This is a genomic window from Chromohalobacter sp. 11-W, from assembly GCF_029889905.1.
In the GTDB taxonomy this organism is placed as follows: Bacteria; Pseudomonadota; Gammaproteobacteria; order Pseudomonadales; family Halomonadaceae; genus Chromohalobacter.
In genome coordinates, this window is the sequence record NZ_JARANZ010000002.1 from 392,782 (window position 1) to 411,133 (window position 18,352).

General features: G+C 61.0%; 19 protein-coding genes and 1 other RNA gene. 6 read left to right on the forward strand and 14 right to left on the reverse strand.

Features of this window, described 5'->3' with window-relative positions; all coding sequences use genetic code 11:
- Nucleotide 1: 1 nt before the first annotated feature.
- The 8 genes from mraY to rsmI form a co-directional block, all read right to left on the reverse strand.
- Nucleotides 2–1,084, reverse strand: coding sequence for a phospho-N-acetylmuramoyl-pentapeptide-transferase (gene mraY, locus OP494_RS04665; protein ID WP_040241771.1), 1,083 nt, complete (start codon nucleotides 1,082–1,084; stop codon nucleotides 2–4).
- 9 nt (nucleotides 1,085–1,093) lie between these two features.
- Nucleotides 1,094–2,452 (reverse strand): UDP-N-acetylmuramoyl-tripeptide--D-alanyl-D-alanine ligase, encoded by a 1,359-nt coding sequence (murF, locus tag OP494_RS04670; RefSeq protein ID WP_280539544.1) that lies wholly within the window; start codon nucleotides 2,450–2,452, stop codon nucleotides 1,094–1,096.
- On the reverse strand, nucleotides 2,449–3,978 hold the full coding sequence (locus tag OP494_RS04675) for a UDP-N-acetylmuramoyl-L-alanyl-D-glutamate--2,6-diaminopimelate ligase (RefSeq protein WP_280539545.1): 1,530 nt from the start codon (nucleotides 3,976–3,978) through the stop codon (nucleotides 2,449–2,451). Before OP494_RS04675 ends, murF begins: the two co-directional genes overlap by 4 nt.
- Nucleotides 3,978–5,690 (reverse strand): penicillin-binding protein 2, encoded by a 1,713-nt coding sequence (locus tag OP494_RS04680; protein ID WP_280539547.1) that lies wholly within the window; start codon nucleotides 5,688–5,690, stop codon nucleotides 3,978–3,980. Before OP494_RS04680 ends, OP494_RS04675 begins: the two co-directional genes overlap by 1 nt.
- The gene (ftsL, locus tag OP494_RS04685; RefSeq protein ID WP_280539548.1) at nucleotides 5,687–6,013 is read right to left on the reverse strand and encodes a cell division protein FtsL; all 327 of its coding nucleotides are present in this window, start codon (nucleotides 6,011–6,013) and stop codon (nucleotides 5,687–5,689) included. The genes OP494_RS04680 and ftsL overlap by 4 nt, the downstream gene beginning before the upstream one ends.
- A gap of 8 nt (nucleotides 6,014–6,021) precedes the next feature.
- Nucleotides 6,022–7,017, reverse strand: a complete 996-nt coding sequence (gene rsmH, locus OP494_RS04690) for a 16S rRNA (cytosine(1402)-N(4))-methyltransferase RsmH (RefSeq protein ID WP_280539549.1) — start codon at nucleotides 7,015–7,017, stop codon at nucleotides 6,022–6,024.
- Between the two features lie 97 nt (nucleotides 7,018–7,114).
- An RNA gene (gene rnpB / locus OP494_RS04695) (RNase P RNA component class A) lies at nucleotides 7,115–7,468 on the reverse strand.
- A gap of 66 nt (nucleotides 7,469–7,534) precedes the next feature.
- The gene (gene rsmI, locus OP494_RS04700) at nucleotides 7,535–8,395 is read right to left on the reverse strand and encodes a 16S rRNA (cytidine(1402)-2'-O)-methyltransferase (protein ID WP_280539551.1); all 861 of its coding nucleotides are present in this window, start codon (nucleotides 8,393–8,395) and stop codon (nucleotides 7,535–7,537) included.
- Between the two features lie 166 nt (nucleotides 8,396–8,561).
- Here rsmI and OP494_RS04705 point away from each other — a divergent pair, with 166 nt between their 5' ends.
- The 4 genes from OP494_RS04705 to OP494_RS04720 are packed head-to-tail and all read left to right on the forward strand — an operon-like array spanning nucleotide 8,562 to nucleotide 11,910.
- Nucleotides 8,562–10,367 (forward strand): penicillin-binding protein activator, encoded by a 1,806-nt coding sequence (locus OP494_RS04705; protein WP_280539552.1) that lies wholly within the window; start codon nucleotides 8,562–8,564, stop codon nucleotides 10,365–10,367.
- Nucleotides 10,348–10,719 (forward strand): YraN family protein, encoded by a 372-nt coding sequence (locus OP494_RS04710; protein ID WP_280539553.1) that lies wholly within the window; start codon nucleotides 10,348–10,350, stop codon nucleotides 10,717–10,719. The genes OP494_RS04705 and OP494_RS04710 overlap by 20 nt, the downstream gene beginning before the upstream one ends.
- A 20-nt stretch (nucleotides 10,720–10,739) precedes the next feature.
- A complete protein-coding gene (locus tag OP494_RS04715) occupies nucleotides 10,740–11,333 on the forward strand; it encodes a phosphoheptose isomerase (protein ID WP_280539554.1) in 594 nt (197 codons plus the stop codon).
- Between the two features lie 10 nt (nucleotides 11,334–11,343).
- Nucleotides 11,344–11,910, forward strand: coding sequence for a BON domain-containing protein (locus OP494_RS04720; protein WP_280539555.1), 567 nt, complete (start codon nucleotides 11,344–11,346; stop codon nucleotides 11,908–11,910).
- A gap of 28 nt (nucleotides 11,911–11,938) precedes the next feature.
- Here OP494_RS04720 and OP494_RS04725 read toward each other — a convergent pair whose 3' ends face one another.
- From OP494_RS04725 to zapE, 5 genes are all read right to left on the reverse strand, one after another.
- Nucleotides 11,939–12,424 (reverse strand): ClpXP protease specificity-enhancing factor, encoded by a 486-nt coding sequence (locus tag OP494_RS04725; protein ID WP_280539556.1) that lies wholly within the window; start codon nucleotides 12,422–12,424, stop codon nucleotides 11,939–11,941.
- 65 nt (nucleotides 12,425–12,489) lie between these two features.
- Nucleotides 12,490–13,116, reverse strand: coding sequence for a stringent starvation protein SspA (sspA, locus tag OP494_RS04730; protein WP_280539557.1), 627 nt, complete (start codon nucleotides 13,114–13,116; stop codon nucleotides 12,490–12,492).
- Between the two features lie 211 nt (nucleotides 13,117–13,327).
- Nucleotides 13,328–13,717 carry a 30S ribosomal protein S9 gene (rpsI, locus tag OP494_RS04735; RefSeq protein ID WP_040241799.1) on the reverse strand — a complete coding sequence of 130 codons (390 nt, stop codon included), beginning with the start codon at nucleotides 13,715–13,717 and terminating at the stop codon, nucleotides 13,328–13,330.
- Nucleotides 13,718–13,730: 13 nt separating this feature from the next.
- A complete protein-coding gene (gene rplM / locus OP494_RS04740) occupies nucleotides 13,731–14,159 on the reverse strand; it encodes a 50S ribosomal protein L13 (protein WP_011507504.1) in 429 nt (142 codons plus the stop codon).
- A 172-nt stretch (nucleotides 14,160–14,331) separates the two neighbouring features.
- Complete coding sequence (gene zapE, locus OP494_RS04745; RefSeq protein ID WP_280539558.1) at nucleotides 14,332–15,507, reverse strand: cell division protein ZapE; 1,176 nt, start codon at nucleotides 15,505–15,507, stop codon at nucleotides 14,332–14,334.
- Nucleotides 15,508–15,700: 193 nt separating this feature from the next.
- On the opposite strand from zapE, the gene OP494_RS04750 reads away from it, so the two are divergent.
- The gene (locus OP494_RS04750) at nucleotides 15,701–16,156 is read left to right on the forward strand and encodes a DUF1043 family protein (RefSeq protein ID WP_280539559.1); all 456 of its coding nucleotides are present in this window, start codon (nucleotides 15,701–15,703) and stop codon (nucleotides 16,154–16,156) included.
- Nucleotides 16,157–16,258: 102 nt separating this feature from the next.
- Here the strand turns inward: OP494_RS04750 and OP494_RS04755 are convergent, their stop codons facing one another.
- Nucleotides 16,259–17,017, reverse strand: a complete 759-nt coding sequence (locus tag OP494_RS04755; protein ID WP_280539560.1) for a Nif3-like dinuclear metal center hexameric protein — start codon at nucleotides 17,015–17,017, stop codon at nucleotides 16,259–16,261.
- Between the two features lie 102 nt (nucleotides 17,018–17,119).
- On the opposite strand from OP494_RS04755, the gene OP494_RS04760 reads away from it, so the two are divergent.
- Entirely contained in the window at nucleotides 17,120–18,343 is a 1,224-nt protein-coding gene (locus OP494_RS04760; RefSeq protein WP_280539561.1) for a Do family serine endopeptidase, read from the forward strand.
- Nucleotides 18,344–18,352 lie beyond the last annotated feature (9 nt).

The following is an 18,352-nucleotide window of genomic DNA, read 5'->3' on the forward strand; positions in this document are numbered from 1 at the left end:
GTCAGCGAATCTTCAACGTGGCCAGTCCCAGCAAGACCAGCACGACCGTGATAATCCAGAAACGCACGATCACGCGCGGTTCAGGCCAGCCCTTGAGCTCGAAATGGTGATGCAACGGGGCCATGCGAAAGATACGTCGCCCCGTGAGCTTGTAGGACCCTACCTGCAGCATGACCGAGACCGTTTCCATCACGAAAACGCCGCCCATGATGAACAGCACGATTTCCTGACGCACGATGACTGCGACCACGCCCAACGCCGCCCCCAGGGCCAATGCCCCGACATCGCCCATGAACACTTGAGCGGGATAGGTGTTGAACCACAAGAAGCCCAGCCCTGCCCCCGCGATGGTGCCGCAGAACACGGCCAACTCGCCGGCACCCGGCACCAGGGGAATATGCAGATATTGCGCGAAGACGGTATTACCGCTCGCATAGGCGAAGATCGCCAACCCCATGGCAACGAGCACCGTGGGCATGATCGCCAGACCATCGAGACCATCGGTGAGATTGACCGCATTGGAGCTGCCGACGATGACCAAATAGGTCAAGACGATGTAGAACAGCCCCAGCGGCACCACGATGTCCTTGAACAACGGGACGATCAGACTGACCTCGACGGGGCTGGCAGCCGTCAGATACAACACCACCGCCGCCCCGAGCCCGATGGCCGACTGCCAGAAGTATTTCCAGCGTGCCGGCAAGCCGCGCGGGTTCTTCTCCACGACCTTGCGGTAATCGTCGACCCAGCCAATGGCGCCAAAACCCAGCGTCACGGCTAGCACCAGCCAAACGTAGTGGTTGGTCAGATCTCCCCAGAGCAGGGTGCTGATAGCGATGGCAATGAGGATCATCGCGCCACCCATGGTCGGCGTGCCGGCCTTGGAAAGATGCGACTGCGGTCCATCGTCGCGCACCGCTTGGCCGATCTGACGCTCGACCAGACGCTTGATGACCTGAGGCCCCAACCATAGGCAGAGCATGAGAGCGGTCAGCGTTCCCAGGATCACGCGCAGGGTCAGGTAGTTGAAAACGTTGAAGGCGCTTTGAAAATTCGCCAATAAGTCAGCCAGGAAAAGCAGCATGAGTCGCGTTCACCTTGGTGCATCCGTACGCAGTTCGGCAATCAAGCGCTCCATGCCGGCACTGCGCGACCCCTTGACCAGCACACTGGCCCCAGAGGGAAGATGGTCGTGGGCATAACGCACAAGCGTCGCCCAATCATCGAAATGACACGCCGAATCGCCGAATGCCGCCACCGCAGGGCGAGCATCGGCACCGAACGTGCCGAGAAAGTCGATCTTCAGTTCCCGCGCGGCACGGCCCAAGTCGGCATGCAAGCGCTCGCTATCGCGGCCCAGCTCCCCCATGGCGCCCAGGAAGCACCAGCGGGGCGCGGGCATATCGGCCAATACCGCCAGGGCGGCGTGAACCGCACCGGGGTTGGCATTGTAGGTATCATCCAGTAGATGCGCGCCACGCAGCCCCGGCACACACGCCATGCGGCCCGACATTGCCTCGCAGGCTTCGAGCCCGGCGACGATATCCTCGCGTGAGACGCCAAGTGCCCACGCCGCCGCCGCACTGGCCAGCGCGTTGAGCACATTGTGGCGCCCCAATAAAGCCAACTGGATCCGGCCCAAGGGCTCGCCATCCACGGATAGCGTGAAAGCATAACGCCCGGCGTCGTCACAGGCCAGAGCCTGGGCACGCACTCGTGCCGTGGCATCGAGTCCGAAATCGAGCACATCGGCTTCGCCAGCCAGTTCCCGCCACAGTGGATAAAACCGGTCGTCGCGATTGAGCACGGCTGCACCCGAAGCCGGCAACCCCTGGAGAATTTCCGCCTTGGCCTGGGCGATCTGGCCGAGACCACCGAACTCACCGATGTGCGCGCCCGTAACATTGGTGATCACCGCTACATCGGGACGCGCCAACGCCGTCGTCCAGGCGATTTCCCCCAAGTGATTGGCCCCCACCTCAATGACCGCGCGGCGATACGTTGGCGATAACGCCAGTAATGTCTGTGGCACGCCGATATCATTGTTGAGGTTGCCCTGCGTGGCGAGGGTGGGCTGCGAACGGGACAGAATCGCCGCGAGCATTTCCTTGACCGTGGTCTTACCGCTGTTACCGGTGACCGCCACCAGTTCACCCGACCAAGCGCGCCGCCGAACGCGCCCCAGCATACCCAGCGCCAAGCGCGTGTCGGCGACTTCGATCTGGGGCAAGGAGGTCGCCACGGGCCGCGATACGATCGCCCCCGTTGCGCCCTTGGCGCGCGCCTCTTCCAAAAAATCATGGCCATCGAAGCGCTCGCCGACCAAGGCCAAGAAGACATCGCCCGGTGCGATTCGACGCGTATCGCTCACCACCCGCACCGCCTCGGCGTCTACCACGGGAGGAGACACTCTCAGCCAGCCGGCGATATCGCATAGCGTCGTCGCGCTCATGCCTCATGCTCCCGACGTCGCTCGAGTGCGGCCTGCACCACCTCGACATCGCTGAACGGATAACGTCGCCCGTCGATATCTTGATAGGTTTCGTGGCCTTTGCCAGCGATCAGCACGATGTCGTCCGCGCCGGCCTCCTGCAAGGTACGCTCGATCGCCTCGCCACGTCCCGCGACGCATTGCGTGCGAGCCTGGCCCGTACTCGAGAGCCCCGCCACGACCTCGTCACGAATCGACGCCGCCGGCTCGCCACGCGGGTTGTCGTCGGTGACCACCAGGCGGTCGGCCAGCGCCTCAGCGGCTTGCGCCATCAGCGGGCGCTTACCGCGATCGCGATCACCGCCGCACCCAAAAACGCACCATAGCTTGGCCCCTTCTTGGGCGGGCACATGCGCGCGTAACGCATCGAGTGCGTTATGAAGCGCCTCCGGCGTATGCGCGTAGTCGACCACCACAGTGGGCGCATCATCCGCGACCAGGCGCTGCATGCGCCCCGGTACCGGCGCAAGCTGAGCGGCGGCATCGAACAACACCGCCAAGTCGCTTCCCAGACCGTAGAGTGTCGTCATCGCCAAGAGCACGTTGTCGAGATTGAAACGCCCCAGCAGCGACAGCTCCAATTCACGCTCACCCTCAGGCGTTGCGATCAAGGCACGCTGCCCGAGCGCATGCGGAAACCAGTCGATGACACGTAAAGTAGTGGCTTCATCGCTCCCCGTGGCGAGCACGCGCACGCCCTTTGGAAGACCGGCCAGCATCAATGGCGCCAAGCGATCATCGCCGTTGACCACCGCCAGCGACAACTCACGATGCTTGAATAGGCGTGCCTTGGCCGCTGCGTAGGCGGCCATGCTGCCGTGATAATCGAGATGATCACGGCTGATATTGGTGAACACTGCGGCATGGAATCGGCACCCGACCACGCGCCCTTGCTCCAGCGCATGCGACGAGACCTCCATGGCGACGCGCTCGATACCCTGCGCACTCAGATTCCCCAATGATGCTTGAAGTGCCAGCGGCCCCGGCGTCGTCAACGCGGCGGGCTCGAGTTGTCCCGGACGTCCAATGCCCAAGGTGCCGATCACCGCCGTCTTCGTACCCAGCGATTCCGACAGCGCGGCCATATAATGGGTGACCGAACTCTTGCCATTAGTGCCGGTCACGCCAATCAGTTCCAGTGTTTTGGGGACACCGAACAGATAACGCCCGAGCTCACCGAGGCGCCCGCGCAAGCCTGGCACGCCAAGTACGCGCGCATCCTGTGCGGGGATATCTTCCGGCATCGTGTCCGCATCGCAGAGCACCGCGTCCGCGCCGGACGCCAGCGCCTGACCGATAAAAGCACGCCCATCGGCATGCGCCCCCGCCACGGCCACGAACAGCACGCCGGAGCCCGCTTCGCGACTGTCGAGCGTCACCCCGCAAGTGGATAACGCAGGACACCACTCATCGAGCAGCGCGGGCGTGGCATGCGATGGCCAGAGCAACGCCAGGGCATCCGCCAAACGTTGCGTATCGATTTCCATCACTCGGAAGTCTCCTGTTTATCGGGGGGCACATCGAGAAGACGCAGCGCCTTGCCCACCACACGGCCAAAGACCGGTGCCGCCACCAGACCACCGTAATACTCGTCTCCCTTGGGATTGTCGATCATCACCACCGTCACGATGCGCGGATCGGAAACCGGCGCAATACCCGCAAATAGGCCGCGGTAGGCTTTTTGCTGATAGCCCCCCGCAGTCACCTTGCGAACCGTACCCGTCTTGCCCGCGATGCGGTACCCTTCCACCATCGCACGCGAGCCACCGGCATCGGGCTGCACGATCTTCTCCATCATGCCCAGTAACTCATGCGCAATCTTCGGCGACATGACCTGATCTCCGATAGGCGCCGATGTGCGCTTCAGCAACGAGGGATGCAGGCGTCGACCGTCATTGGCGATCGCCGTGTACGCACTGGCAAGCTGCAGTGGCGTCAGCGAGAGACCATAGCCATAGGCCATGGTGGCCTGGGCACTGCGCGACAGGCCGGTTAAGGACGGTAGACTGCCGCCACCTTCGCCCGGAAAACCGGTCCCCGGGGGCTGACCTAGCCCCAGCCTCTGGTATTGCTTCCAGATAGTGCCCTTGTCCAGCTGCAAGGCGATATGGGACATACCGATATTGGACGAATGCAGCAGAATCCCCCCGGGAGTAAGCTTGCCGTAATTGCGAAAGTCGCTGATCGTATACCCATCAATGACCATCCATCCGGGCGAGGTGTCGATGACCGTATCGGGATCGATCTTGTCCGTCGCCAGCGCCGCCGACATCGCCAACGGCTTCATGACCGACCCTGGTTCGATAGCGTCGGTCACCGCTTGGTTGCGCAAACCATTGATGTCGATCGAAGTGCGATTATTGGGGTTATAGGACGGGAGATTGGCCATCGCCAGGACTTCGCCGCTGCGCGCATCCATCATTACCAAGGAGCCACCGTCGGCATCATGCTCGTCGACGGATTTCTGCAATTCACGGTACGCCATGTACTGCAAGCGCAGGTCGATCGATAGCGTCAGATCGCCCCCCGGCTTGGCATCCTTGAGCAAGTGTAAATCGCGCACCAGACGACCCTTGCGATCCTTGAGCACACGACGCTTGCCAGGCTGGCCACTGAGATAGTCGTCGTAGGCCAGTTCCAAGCCTTCCTGACCATGGTCGTCGACATTGGTGACACCCACGAGTTGCGCGGCGACATCGCCGGAGGGGTAATAACGCTTGTACTCATCCTTGGCATAAACGCCCGGTATATCGAGATTTCGGGCAGGCTTTGCCGCTTCCGGTGTCAAGCGCCGCCGCAGATACATGAACTCATGCTCGGAATAACGCTCGACACGCGCCTCGAGCGTATCGGGATCCATCTTCAAGGCGCGCGCGAGCGTCGCCAGTTGGATCGGGTCGGAAGGTAGCTCTTGGGGGTTGGCCCATAGCGTGACCACCGGCGTAGAGATCGCCAGCGGATCGCCATTACGATCGGAGATCATCCCTCGGTGCGCATTGATGGGCTCGACACGCAGCGTGCGTGCATCGCCCTGATTCTGCAGAAAGTCTCGATCGATGACGTTGAGATAGGCAATGCGGCTGACCAAGGCGCCCAGACCGATGATGACGATGCCCAGCAAAAAAAGGTAGCGCCCACGGCCCATGGGGCCGTTATTCGGCGAACGACGCCCCGTGGTGGATCGACGCTCGCGACTCATGGACGAATCACCTCGACATCATCGACGTCAGGCACGCGCATATCCAGGCGCTTAACGGCCATGTCCTCGATCCGCGCCGGCGCCGACCAGGTACTCTCCTCGAGAAGCAGCCGCCCCCAGACGGTCTGCAAGCTATCACGCTCGCTTTCAAGCTCTTGAAAACGCGCATACTGCACACGCGTCATATGGGTACTGGCGATGGACGCCAACGAGCTGATCAGCATCACGCCAATCAGCACCAGCAAGATGATATGGCGCCAACGCAAGCGACTGGCGAAAGGCCAGCCTATCTTGAGCGCGGTGTTTCGTCCTTGAGCCGCCATCACGAACCTCAGTCGAGTTTCCGGGCCACGCGCATCACGGCACTACGCGCACGAGGATTGAGGGCCACCTCGCACTCCCCGGGACGACTCGCCTTGCCGACCATGGCCAGGCGTCGATTCAGTTGGGTATCGCGAATCGGGAAGTCGCGTGGCAGATGCGTATCGCCACGTGCCTGGTCGCGAATGAAGCGTTTGACCAGCCGATCCTCCAGGGAATGAAAACTGATCACCACTAAACGCCCACCCGGCGCCAGTGCCTCGAGTGCCGCGGCGAGCGCGGCCTCGAGCTGCTCGAGCTCGCCATTGATATGAATGCGAATCGCCTGAAACACCCGCGTCGCAGGATGTTTGCCTTTTTCCCAGGCCGGATGCGCGGCCTTGACGAGTTCCGCCAGGTCTTCGGTATGCGTGATGGGTCGCTCGGCACGGCGCGCGATGATCGCTTTGGCAATGCGGCGCGCGAAGCGCTCCTCGCCATAACGTTTGAAGACATCGCTCATTTCGCGCTCGGGGACGCGGGCCAGCCAATCGGCGGCACTTTCTCCCTGAGTGGGGTCCATACGCATGTCGAGCGGGCCATCGCGCAAGAAACTGAAGCCACGCGAAGGATCGTCAAGCTGTGGCGATGAAACGCCGACATCCAACAACACGCCCCCTAAACGACCGTGCAACGCGTGGTCGTGGGCGATGGTGTCCAGCTCGGCGAAGCGGCCGTATTGAAGAGAAAAACGCGGGTCATCTAGCGTGGCGCCTTCGGCAAGCGCCGCCGGGTCGCGATCGATGGCCAGCAGGCGTCCTTGGGGAGATAGACGCTCGAGGATCGCGCGGGAGTGCCCACCGCGACCGAAGGTACCATCCAGATAGCAGCCGTCGGGGTCGGTGATCAGTGCCTCTACCGCACCGTCGAGCAGCACACTCGCGTGTCGGTAATCAGCCGCCCGACCATCGACAGCACTCGGCGTATCGGAAAGCGGGTCCTTCTCGGGATTGTCACGATGCTGCATGAATCACTCGGGCGTTGGGGCCTGCCGCCGCTGTATCGGGCCGCCCGAAGGCAGACGTCGCGGCATGACGCGCACAGACCCGGAGATCTGAAATTCGAATGGGAGCCAGCCTATAAGCCGGGTTCTGTCGAGGACAGCCATTCCTCTAGGGGCCGCGTCACCACGACCCTCAAGCAACCTACCCGAACCCAGCGCGGGCCACGCCTTTGGGTTCCTATTTGGTCTTGCTCCGGGTGGGGTTTACCTTGCCACGCACTGTTACCAGGCGCGCGGTGCGCTCTTACCGCACCCTTTCACCCTTACCGGCGGGCCAAAGCCCGCTTAGGCGGTCTACTCTCTGCTGCACTTTCCGTCGACTCACGCCGCCCAGGGGTTACCTGGCACCCTGCCCTATGGAGCCCGGACTTTCCTCCCCCGCGCAATACGCGGCGGCGACTGTCCGGCCGGCTCCCAAGCGCGCAAGAATAACAGCCCCTCGCAGGCCCCTCAAGCGCCTAAACCCCGCAAGGGCACATTGTTATGCATCGCTGTCCTTGAGGGCCTGTGCACATTGGTACCAATATTTCTTGCGCCCCCCCAGACGGCTGGCCACGACCGTCGCCGCCGCCTTGACGCCGACGCCTTCGGCGAGCATCGCTGCAAGCCATGCTTCGCCTTCGACCAAGGCTTGTGTCTCATCGTCACGAGGCTCGGCGCCCGCCACCATAATCACGAATTCACCGCGCGCTTGGTTGGGGTCTTCACGCATGTGCGCCAGCAATGTCTCGGCATCGGCGTCGAGAAAGGTTTCGAACGTCTTGGTCAACTCACGCGCCAAGACCACGCGCCGTGAGCCGAATAGCACCGCGATGTCCTGAAGCGTCGCCTGAATGCGATGCGGCGATTCGTAATAGACCAGGGTTTCTTCGCGCTCCAGCGCTGCCGTCAGACGCTGACGTCGCGCACCGCCCTTGGCGGGCAGAAACCCCTCGAATAGAAAGCGATCCGTCGCCAAACCGGCCGCCGACAACGCCGCGATCAGTGCACAGGCACCGGGCACCGGGATGACCCGATGGCCGCTAGCACGCAGTTCCCGCACCACCACGAAGCCAGGATCGGATATCAGCGGCGTCCCTGCATCGCTGATCAATGCCACATCCTGTCCGGAGGACAGCGCATCGCGCAGCGCCGTCACCCGCGATGCTTCATTGTGCTCATGCAACGAAACCAATGGTTTGTCGATTCCCAGATGACGCAACAAGCGTGCGCTGTGCCGCGTATCCTCTGCAGCCACCCAGGACACCTCACCGAGCAGACGGGCCGCGCGCGGGCTCAGATCCTCGAGATTCCCAATCGGCGTGGCGACCACGTACAATGACCCTTCACATCCTTCGCTCATTCGTTAATATCCCGGTTGCGACGCTCTATTGGATAACTTGCGTCGTGTCATGTCGCCAGAGCGCCACGCGCCAGTGGAGCATGCGGTCGGCGCCAGGCTTAGATGCGTCAGACATAATCCGGAACAGGGAACCGTCCGAGTCACACCGCCATAAAGGAATGACACCATGCCCAAATCGTTGCGCAGCCTGTTCGGGCTCGCCTTGATCGCCCTACTACTCGCGGGGTGCGCCAGCGGCCCGGGGCCCAGCGATACACGCCCCGCCACGCAAGGCCTCAGCGCTAGCGAACTGCTCGACAAGGCCCAAGGCCAACCCGCCACGCAGGCAGCACAGAGCAGGCTTCAAGCGGCCCACATCCTATCACGGCAAGGCAATGACGAGCAGGCGCTGGACATTGCCCGAGACCTCGATGTATCTCGACTAACGCGCGAGGATCGCATCGATCGCGCCCTTCTGATCTCCGATCTCAGCCTGCGCAAGGAAGATGGCCGAGGCGCGCTGGCGGCCACTCAGATACTCGGCGACATCGACGACATGCCACGCGATGCACAGCAGACATTACGCCATCGTCGCGGCCTGGCCCTGACCCTAGTGGGCGAGTCGCGCGCGGCAGCGGAGTCCCTGATCGAGTTGCAACGCGACGGAGCACCTTTCGAACTCAACGACGACATCTGGACGCCACTGTCGCGGCTGAGCGAGACCGCACTCGACCGCATGGAGGCGCGAGACGACACCCTCACCCAAGGCTGGGTCGAGCTCGCACGGCTATATCGCCAAAGTGGCGGTGACATGTCCCGCCTCACCGATGCACTGGCCGATTGGCGCTCGAATTACTCCAACCATCCCGCCGCCCGCCGCTTGCCTAGTGACCTCTCCGCACTGAAAGATCTGCGCGGCAACGACGTCAAGCACATTGCCATCTTCCTCCCCGAGTCCGGCCCGCTGACCAACGTGGCCCAAGCGATCAAGAAAGGCATCGAGGCACGCCACATGGACGCCCTTAACCAGGGCGAACAGACACCACAACTGACGTACTACGACAGTAGCGCAGGAAATCTCGAGGCCCTTTACGCACAAGCCACCATGGACGGCGCACAGGTCGTGCTCGGACCGCTCGACAAGGACTTGGTATCGCAACTCGAGCTGCGCGACAACGTCGCCCTGCCGACGCTGGCCCTCAACTACGGCGAACACGACCGCAATCAAGCGGACGAGCTTTTCCAATACGGACTATCGGCCGAGGACGAGGCGCGCCAGGTCGCTAAGCGCGCACGCATGGATGGTCATCACGGGGCAGCCGCGCTGATCCCCGACAACGCATGGGGCGAACGCGTATTCAAGGCCTTCCGCACGAACTGGGAAGACCGCGAAGGCGAGCTCGATGCCGTCGTGCACTATGATCCCAAGGGCTCCGTCAGCGAGGCGACCAAACGCTTGCTGAATGCCGATGGCAAGCGCAGTGGAAACGAGGATATCGACATGCTCTTCCTCGTGGCGCTGCCTAGCTATGCGCGCCAAGTGCCGCCCACGCTGGACTATTACTACGCAAGCGACCTCCCTGTGTACGCGACGTCTCAAGTCTATGGCGGCCAACCCCAACCGCGTGCCGACCATGACCTCAACGACGTGATGTTCATGGACATCCCCTGGCTGATACCGGATGCTGCGACCGGCGGCGAAGAAGCGTTGCCGTTTTACTCCACCTATCGCGAACTCAACGCGCAGGACGACCCTAGCTTGCTCAAGCTCAATGCTATGGGCGTCGACGCCTACGAACTAGCACGGCGTCTACCACTGATGCAGGCACTGCACTCACTGGAAGTCTTCGGTGCAACCGGAACGCTTCAGGCACGCGATGACGGACGGATCCAGCGCACACTGCCCTGGGCCCAGTTCCAGTCCGGCGTGCCCGCGCCGCTACTGACCGGCGGGTCCGACCTGGATATCGGCAATGTCACGCTCGACCCATGACCCTCGGCGGCGCGGCCTCGACATGGAGCGCCGCACCGCCGACTGGCTGACCACCCATGGCTTGCAGTTGGTGGATACCAACCAACACGCCAGACGCGGCGAGATCGATCTCGTCATGCGCGACGGCGAGACTCTGGTATTCATCGAAGTGAGGCACCGCACCCACACCAGCCATGGCCATCCCCTCGAGACCGTGACCGCCGCCAAGCAGCGTCGCCTGGTCAGCGCGGCACGTTTTTATCTCCATCGCAACGGGCTATCATGTATGTGTCGTTTCGACGTCGTAGGCGTCACCGGCACGCCACCCAACGTGTCGTTCGAGTGGATTCGTTCGGCATTCGACGCCTTTTGACCCAAGCAAGGCCTCTATCCATGGATTTCCAATCACGTATACTCGGCCACTTCAACGCCAGCATCGATGCCAAGACCTATGCCAGCGAGGTCCTGCCGGCCTTCATCGAAGTTGCCAGCCAGATGATGGTTCAATGCCTCGTCAACGAAGGCAAGATTCTCGCCTGTGGCAATGGCGGTAGTGCCGGCGACAGTCAGCACTTCTCTTCCGAGCTTCTCAACCGCTTCGAGCGCGAGCGTCCCAGCCTGCCGGCACTGGCTCTGACCACCGACACCTCGACACTCACCTCGATCGCCAATGATTACAGCTATAACGAGATTTTCTCCAAACAGATACGCGCCCTGGGTCAGCCCGGCGACGTATTGCTGGCAATCTCTACAAGCGGTAACTCAGCCAACGTAGTACAAGCCATTCAGGCCGCACATGATCGCGACATGCATATCGTGGCATTGACGGGGCGTGATGGCGGCGACATGGCATCACTGCTTGGTCAGGACGACTGCGAAATCCGCGTCCCCTCGACCTCTACGGCGCGCATTCAGGAAGTGCATTTACTCGCGATACATTGCCTCTGCGATCTCATCGATCAACAACTGTTTGGCAGCACCGACTAAGGAATTCGTCATGACACGACAGGTTATTCTCCCGCTCCTCCTTGGCATCACGCTAGCGCTGGCCGGCTGTGCCTCGCCTTCCACCGACAGCCAGGGCGGTGAAAACTACGGCAAGCGCACCCCCGGCATGAAGGTGGAAGACGAAAGCATCCAGGACAAGATTTCCGACAATCTTGTCAGCACCGACGCGCGCTTTCGCGACGCGCATCTCAATATCGACAGCTACAACGGCATGGTGCTTCTCACCGGCCAGGTGGCGAGCGACGAACTCAAGCAAAAAGCCGGTAACGTAGCCGAACAAGCCCGGCAGGTGCGCCGCGTTCACAACGAACTGGAAGTCGCCGCCAACTCCCCCATCGGCCAGCGTATGACGGATACCTGGATCACCGGAAGGATCAAGGCAAACCTCGCGACCGACGAGCGCATCGACGGCAGCCGAATTCGGGTAATCACCGAAAACAGCACGGTCTATCTGATGGGTATGGTGACCCACCGAGAAGCAGACATCGTGACCAACATCGCTTCACAAGTGGGTGGCATTCAGAGGATCGTCAAAGTCTTCGAATATCTCGATTGAGCACCGAGCAGGGTCGAAGACCCTGCTTTTACTTCACGACACGCAGTGACGGGCGCCCCTTGCTACGCGGGGCGTCGTCACTTTCGCTCTCGGTTTCACTGGCTTCTTCATCGTCACGCGCCTCGACGCTTTCCAGCGCAGGACGGTCGCCATCGTCTTCGGGCGGAGTGTCGCCACCCTCGCTCGCTTCGGCTTCCGGCATGACCGGCTCGTGGCCGAAGACCATGCCGACCCCATTCTCACGCGCGTAAAGCGCGATCAATGCTTCCATGGGCACGATGACATCCATCGGCTGGCCTGCAAAGCGCGCGCCGAAGGTCACGGCGGCATTCTCGATATACAAATCACGTACCGCGGAAGGCGCAATATTGAGGACGATCTGCCCGTTTTGCACAGACTGACGGGGTACGTTTACACCTTCACGCTCGGCATCGACAACGATATACGGTGTATGTCCGTTGTCCAGCAACCACTCATAGAGTGCGCGGGCCAAGTAAGGGCGACTGGAAAGCATAGACAACTTCCTCTTTCGGTTCGCGGCGACGGTTCATCAGCGCTGCACACTCATGCATGGCAACGCTAAGTGCGCATTTCCTTCTCTGCCTCCAGCAGGGAAGCCTTGAAGGCATCACGACTGAAGAGGCGCTCCATGTAGCTCACCAGCGGCTGGACTTGCTTTTCCGGCAGCTCGACGCCCAGCGACGGCAGCCGCCAGAGAATCGGTGCGATGCAGCAATCTGCCAACGAAAACTCGTCGCTCATGAAAAACGGCATGTCTTCGAAGATCGGTGAAATACCCGTGATGCTTTCGCGCAACTCCTTGCGCGCCTTCTCGGCATCTTTCTTGCTGCCCTGCTGGATCGTTTCGACCAGCGGGCACCACTCGCGTTCGATGCGATGCATCCACAAACGGCTCTGCGCACGCGCCACGGGATAGACCGGCAACAGCGGCGGATGGGGAAAACGCTCGTCCAGGTATTCCATCATGACCTTGGACTCGTAAAGCACCAGATCACGATCCAACAGGGTAGGCACGCTGTTGTACGGGTTGAGATCGGCAAGCTCTTCAGGGCTATTGTCATCGTTGACCTCGATGACATCGACGGCCACCCCCTTTTCCGCCAACACGATACGCACGCGATGGCTATAATGATCATCGCTACCAGAATAAAAGGTCATCGACGACCGCTTGGCCACTACACCCATGAAACATTCCTCGCTTCAGTTCGAACCCAGATGATAACACGTTAATAGGGGGCACGAATGCCACCCGCCGCCACTCATTGAGCATGCCGGGAGGGTAGATAAGGTCATGCACCCATACAAGCGCCCCTATCGAGTGCGTCACACAAAAAGGCCCGGACGACAGGTCCGGGCCTTTGCGTAGCGCGCACCGATGGGTGCGAAGCGCTGCGTCTTAACGCTTGGAGAACTGCGGACGACGACGCGCCTTGCGCAGACCGATCTTCTTACGCTCGACCTGGCGGGCATCACGCGTCACGTAGCCTGCATCACGCAGCGGACGACGGAAGTCCTCGTTGTAGGCGAGCAAGGCACGCGTAATGCCGTGACGAATCGCACCCGCCTGCGCAGAGCCGCCGCCACCGCTCACGGTGACATAGACGTCGAACTGGCCAGTGGTTTCAGTCAACTCGAACGGCTGACGGACGACCATCTCACCGGTGACACGACCGAAATAGTCGTGCAAGTCACGGTTGTTGACGGCGATTTTGCCGGTGCCCGGCTTCAGAAACACCCGAGCCGTGGAAGTCTTGCGGCGCCCGGTACCGTAATACTGCTGTGTCATGGCGAAGAATCCCTTAGAGGTTCAGTTCAAGCGGCTGCTGCGCGGCGTGCGGATGCTCGGCACCAGCATACACCTTGAGCTTGGAGTACATGGCGCGGCCCAATGGCCCCTTCGGCAGCATGCCCTTGACCGCACTTTCGATAACGCGCTCAGGCGCGTGATCGATCAATTTCTCGAAGGACATGGAGCGCAGACCGCCCGGATACCCGGTATGACGGTAGTAATTCTTGGCTTGCGCCTTGTTGCCAGTCACGCGCACCTTCTCGGCATTGACGACGACGATGTAATCGCCAGTGTCGACGTGCGGCGTGTATTCCGGCTTGTGCTTGCCGCGCAAGCGGCGAGCGATTTCGGTGGCCAGGCGGCCGAGCGTCTTGTCAGTCGCATCGACGACATACCAGTCGCGTGTGACGGACTGTGGCTTAGCACTGAACGTCTTCATGGGTGAATCACCAATTGCTTGTGTGGACGTCACGCGTGTAAAGGGCGTGAGCAGCCAATCCCTATTTTTCTTGGTTGCCGCGTCCCGAAAGACGGACAACGTTAGAGCGAGCGCGCATTGTACACGACGCCGCTCCGGCCATAAAGCACGATTTCGCGCTTCACGGCAACCCTCACGGCTTGTGAGGCAATGCCAGATATTCCTTGGACTGCATTTCCTGCAGGCGAGACAGGGTCCGCTCGAACTCGAACTCCAACTGGCCATGAGTGTAGAGCGACTCAATGGCAACCTCGGCGGAAATCAGCAGCTTGACCCCGCGATCATAGAACTCGTCGACCAGATTGATGAATCGCCGCGCCAGGTCTTCCGTGGCCCCGCTCATCTGGGGCACATTGGAGACGAGGACCGTATGAAACTCGCGGGACAACTCGATGTAGTCGTTCTGGCTCCGCGGACCATCGCATAGCGTCTCGAACTCGAACCATACGACATCTTCATGCAGACGACGAGGCTGCAGAACACGATGGTTAACGTCGATCTCAGCATCCCTCTCGCCTTCGGCACCCGCAATGGCATGGAAGCTTTCGCCCAGCGCACGGTCAGCGGCCTCACCCCACGGGTGATAGAAGATCTTCACTTGTTCCAACGCCCGCAAGCGGTAATCGACCCCCGAGTCGACATTGACCACTTCGCAGTGACGCTTGAGCAAGTCGATAGCAGGAATGAAACGCGCACGCTGCAGACCATTCTTGTAGAGGTCGTCGGGCACGATATTGGAAGTCGTCACCAACACCACACCCTGTGCGAACAACGCCTCAAGCAGATTGGCGAGAATCATCGCATCGGTAATGTCTTTGACGAAGAATTCATCGAGACAGATCACCCTGGCCTCAGAGGCAAACTTGCCCGCAATCAGCGTCAGCGGATTTCTCTCCCCCTTGTAATGCGTCAATTCATTATGCACACGCTGCATGAAGCGGTGAAAATGCGTACGCATCTTGTCGGCGAACGGCAAGGTCTCGTAGAACGTATCCACCAAATACGTCTTGCCTCGTCCCACGCCTCCCCAGAAATACAGCCCCAAAACCGCCGGCGGTGCCTCGAAGGGAGAAGGCGCGGACTTCTTGCCGAAGAGCTTGGCGACCTTGGACTTGAGGCCATCGTCACTTGCCGATGGTGCGCTCGACGATTGGCGTGGCGCATTTACCAACTCGTCATAGAGCCGCTGCAAGTGTTTAACGGCCTCTTCCTGATCGGGATCGTACTCGAAATCGTCGCGCTGCAAGTCCTGGCGATATTTTTCCAGGGGCGTACGTGCTTCCGCGGACGGGGGCATGGTGGCACTCATGGGGGCGAAACACACCTCGACTGAATGATGAAAGCTGTCATTATACGCGTCATCACGATACTTGCATGGACACACGCGGCATGGTGCCGCACTTTCGGGTTTGACCCGCCGCGCCAAGACACCGATATAATAGCCATGCCTGGTATGCCAACGCATCGCAACCGCATGCCCCGTGACGATCAAGGAGAGCATTGTGAACGAGAGCAACATCGACTGGATCCTGGCCATCGCGTGCTTTCTGGCAGGCATTGGCATCGGTGCCCTCGGCTACCATCTGCTGAACGCCAACGTGGCCCGCAATCAGAAGGTTCGCCAACGACTGGCAGAGGCGGAGCTGGAACTCAGTCAAGTCAAGGATTCACTGAACGACCATTTCGCCAAGGCTTCTGAGCTGGTCAACAGCATTCAGCGTCAAAGCCATGAGCTTGAGCAGCAACTATCTCAAGGTGCCGACCGCCTCGTCGACGATTTGCAGCTCAAGCGCCGCCTGCATCCGCGCCAAGAGGGTGAGACGCAAGAAGAAGATGCCGATCCACCCCAGATGCCACGCGACTACGCTGAGGGCGCCCAGGGCACGCTCTCGGAAAACTATGGCCTTGAGCCGCGCAGGCAGCGCGCCACCGAAGAAGAGACGCCGCCGCGCTACTGAGATTAGACGCTCAGGCATCCTTGTTGGACACCACTCAGGCTTGCTACAACGCTTAGGCGCCGACCGTTTCAAACGCTCGGCGCCTTCTTGTTTCGGAACCACTCAGGCAGGGTTGTCGATATCCACGAAACGATGCGTGATATCGAAACGTGACGCCAGCCAATCCCCCAGCGCCCTGACGCCATCACGCTCAGTGGCGTGATGGCCGGCCGCCACATAGGTCACCCCCATTTCACGTGCCATATGCGTGGTGCGCTCGGAAATTTCTCCCGAAATGAAGGCATCGACACCCGCCTCGGCCGCCAGCGGCAGCATATCCTGTGCGCCGCCCGTACACCACGCGACACGCTCGATCGACCGAGCGTGTCCCGCTATGACCAAGGGCTCACGCCCCAATTGTCGCTCGAGATGCGCCGCGAACGCGGCATGATCCATCGACGACGACGTATTTCCGTACCACAGGAGACCCTGCCCGAGCGCACCGTCGAGACAGCCTGACGGCGTGAGGTCGAGACGCTTGGCAAGCTGCACGTTATTACCCAACGTCGCATGCGCATCCAACGGCAGGTGATACGCCAACAGATTGATATCATGTGTCATCAACGTGGCCAGACGGCGGCGCTTCATCCCCGTGACCGCTACCGGTTCGTTCTTCCAAAAATAACCATGATGGACGAGCACCACATCCGCCTTCCAGGCCACGGCTTCATCGAGCAACGCTTGGTTGGCGGTGACACCGCTCATCACGCGCGTCACCGTGTCACGCCCTTCCACTTGCAGGCCATTGAGGGTGTAGTCCTTGAAGTCGCCGCACTGCAATTCGGACTCAATCGCGGCGATCAATTCTTGTCGAGCACTCATGGGCGGCTCCAGACAGCTTAGGGATGCAATGTTACACTCGGCGCCATTGTAACGGCTGCCCCACGGGGCAGCGACTGCCCGCTCGCCGACAAGGAACCTTACATGCGTCGCTCACTGATGTCGCTCGTCTGGCCCATCATCAGTGGCATCCTGCTCGCCATCGTGCTACTCAACGCTTTCCCCCAGCTAATGGGCGAGCGCAGCGCCGACGATGCCGCCACGCCAGTGCCCGATACCAGCGCCGTGCGCGCCATCGCAGAACGCACCGATACCGCCGAGCGCGCGCCGGAGGTCGTCGAGGCCGCACCCCTGAACAGGTCTCAAGGCCCCGCGAGCTATGCCAGTGCTGTGAACAAGGCGGCCCCCGCCGTCGTCAATATTTATTCGTCGCGCATGGTCGAGCGTAGCGAGCACCCGCTGATGTCCGACCCTTTTTTCCAGCAATTCTTCGGCAAGGACATGCCGCAACGTCAGCGCATGCTCTCTAGCCTGGGCTCGGGCGTCATCGTCAGCGCCGAAGGGTACGTACTGACTAACAATCATGTCATACGCGATGCCGATGAGATTCAGGTCGCCCTGCGCGACGGCCGCGAGACACTTGCCAAGGTCGTGGGCACCGACCCCGAGAGCGACTTGGCAGTGCTCAAGATTCCCAGCGAAAATCTCCCCGTCATCCAGCTCAGTGACTCCGAGCAAGTCGCCATCGGCGATGTCGGCCTCGCCATCGGCAACCCCTTTGGCGTCGGCCAAACCGTCACCATGGGCATCATCAGTGCCACAGGCCGTAACCATCTCGGTTTGAACGCTTACGAAGACTTCATCCAGACCGATGCCGCCATCAATCCTGGTAACTCCGGCGGAGCACTGGTCAATGCGGAGGGGGCACTCGTGGGGATCAATACCGCGATCTTTTCACGCTCAGGAGGGTCACAAGGCATCGGCTTCGCCATTCCCGCCAACCTGGCGCACCAAGTACTCGACCAGATCGTCGCCCATGGCCGTGTCATCCGTGGCTGGCTGGGCATCGATGTTCAGGCGATGACGCCCGATCTAGCGTCGTCATTCGGCCTCAAGACGTTGACCGGCGTGGTCATCGCCAGCGTCGTACCCGACGGCCCAGGTGACAAGGCTGACCTGCAACCGGGTGACGTGCTCATGTCCATCGACGGCGAGCCCATCATCGATGCCCGCGAGGCCATGGCCGATATCGCCGAGATATCTCCCGGCACAAAGCTCCCCATTACCATCGTGCGTGATGGAGAGAAACGCGAGATCACACTGACGGCTGGCGAACGCCCCGTAGCGTCGGAGTCAGAGGCGCAATAATCCTAACGC

What these genes read in the sequence shown, in the direction of transcription:
- mraY (WP_040241771.1), bottom strand. Translation starts at nt 1,084, where the DNA reads ATGCTGCTTTTCCTGGCTGACTTATTGGCGAATTTTCAAAGCGCCTTC.
- murF (WP_280539544.1), bottom strand. Translation starts at nt 2,452, where the DNA reads ATGAGCGCGACGACGCTATGCGATATCGCCGGCTGGCTGAGAGTGTCT.
- OP494_RS04675 (WP_280539545.1), bottom strand. Translation starts at nt 3,978, where the DNA reads ATGGAAATCGATACGCAACGTTTGGCGGATGCCCTGGCGTTGCTCTGG.
- OP494_RS04680 (WP_280539547.1), bottom strand. Translation starts at nt 5,690, where the DNA reads ATGAGTCGCGAGCGTCGATCCACCACGGGGCGTCGTTCGCCGAATAAC.
- ftsL (WP_280539548.1), bottom strand. Translation starts at nt 6,013, where the DNA reads ATGGCGGCTCAAGGACGAAACACCGCGCTCAAGATAGGCTGGCCTTTC.
- rsmH (WP_280539549.1), bottom strand. Translation starts at nt 7,017, where the DNA reads ATGCAGCATCGTGACAATCCCGAGAAGGACCCGCTTTCCGATACGCCG.
- rsmI (WP_280539551.1), bottom strand. Translation starts at nt 8,395, where the DNA reads ATGAGCGAAGGATGTGAAGGGTCATTGTACGTGGTCGCCACGCCGATT.
- OP494_RS04705 (WP_280539552.1), top strand. Translation starts at nt 8,562, where the DNA reads ATGCCCAAATCGTTGCGCAGCCTGTTCGGGCTCGCCTTGATCGCCCTA.
- OP494_RS04710 (WP_280539553.1), top strand. Translation starts at nt 10,348, where the DNA reads ATGTCACGCTCGACCCATGACCCTCGGCGGCGCGGCCTCGACATGGAG.
- OP494_RS04715 (WP_280539554.1), top strand. Translation starts at nt 10,740, where the DNA reads ATGGATTTCCAATCACGTATACTCGGCCACTTCAACGCCAGCATCGAT.
- OP494_RS04720 (WP_280539555.1), top strand. Translation starts at nt 11,344, where the DNA reads ATGACACGACAGGTTATTCTCCCGCTCCTCCTTGGCATCACGCTAGCG.
- OP494_RS04725 (WP_280539556.1), bottom strand. Translation starts at nt 12,424, where the DNA reads ATGCTTTCCAGTCGCCCTTACTTGGCCCGCGCACTCTATGAGTGGTTG.
- sspA (WP_280539557.1), bottom strand. Translation starts at nt 13,116, where the DNA reads ATGGGTGTAGTGGCCAAGCGGTCGTCGATGACCTTTTATTCTGGTAGC.
- rpsI (WP_040241799.1), bottom strand. Translation starts at nt 13,717, where the DNA reads ATGACACAGCAGTATTACGGTACCGGGCGCCGCAAGACTTCCACGGCT.
- rplM (WP_011507504.1), bottom strand. Translation starts at nt 14,159, where the DNA reads ATGAAGACGTTCAGTGCTAAGCCACAGTCCGTCACACGCGACTGGTAT.
- zapE (WP_280539558.1), bottom strand. Translation starts at nt 15,507, where the DNA reads ATGAGTGCCACCATGCCCCCGTCCGCGGAAGCACGTACGCCCCTGGAA.
- OP494_RS04755 (WP_280539560.1), bottom strand. Translation starts at nt 17,017, where the DNA reads ATGAGTGCTCGACAAGAATTGATCGCCGCGATTGAGTCCGAATTGCAG.
- OP494_RS04760 (WP_280539561.1), top strand. Translation starts at nt 17,120, where the DNA reads ATGCGTCGCTCACTGATGTCGCTCGTCTGGCCCATCATCAGTGGCATC.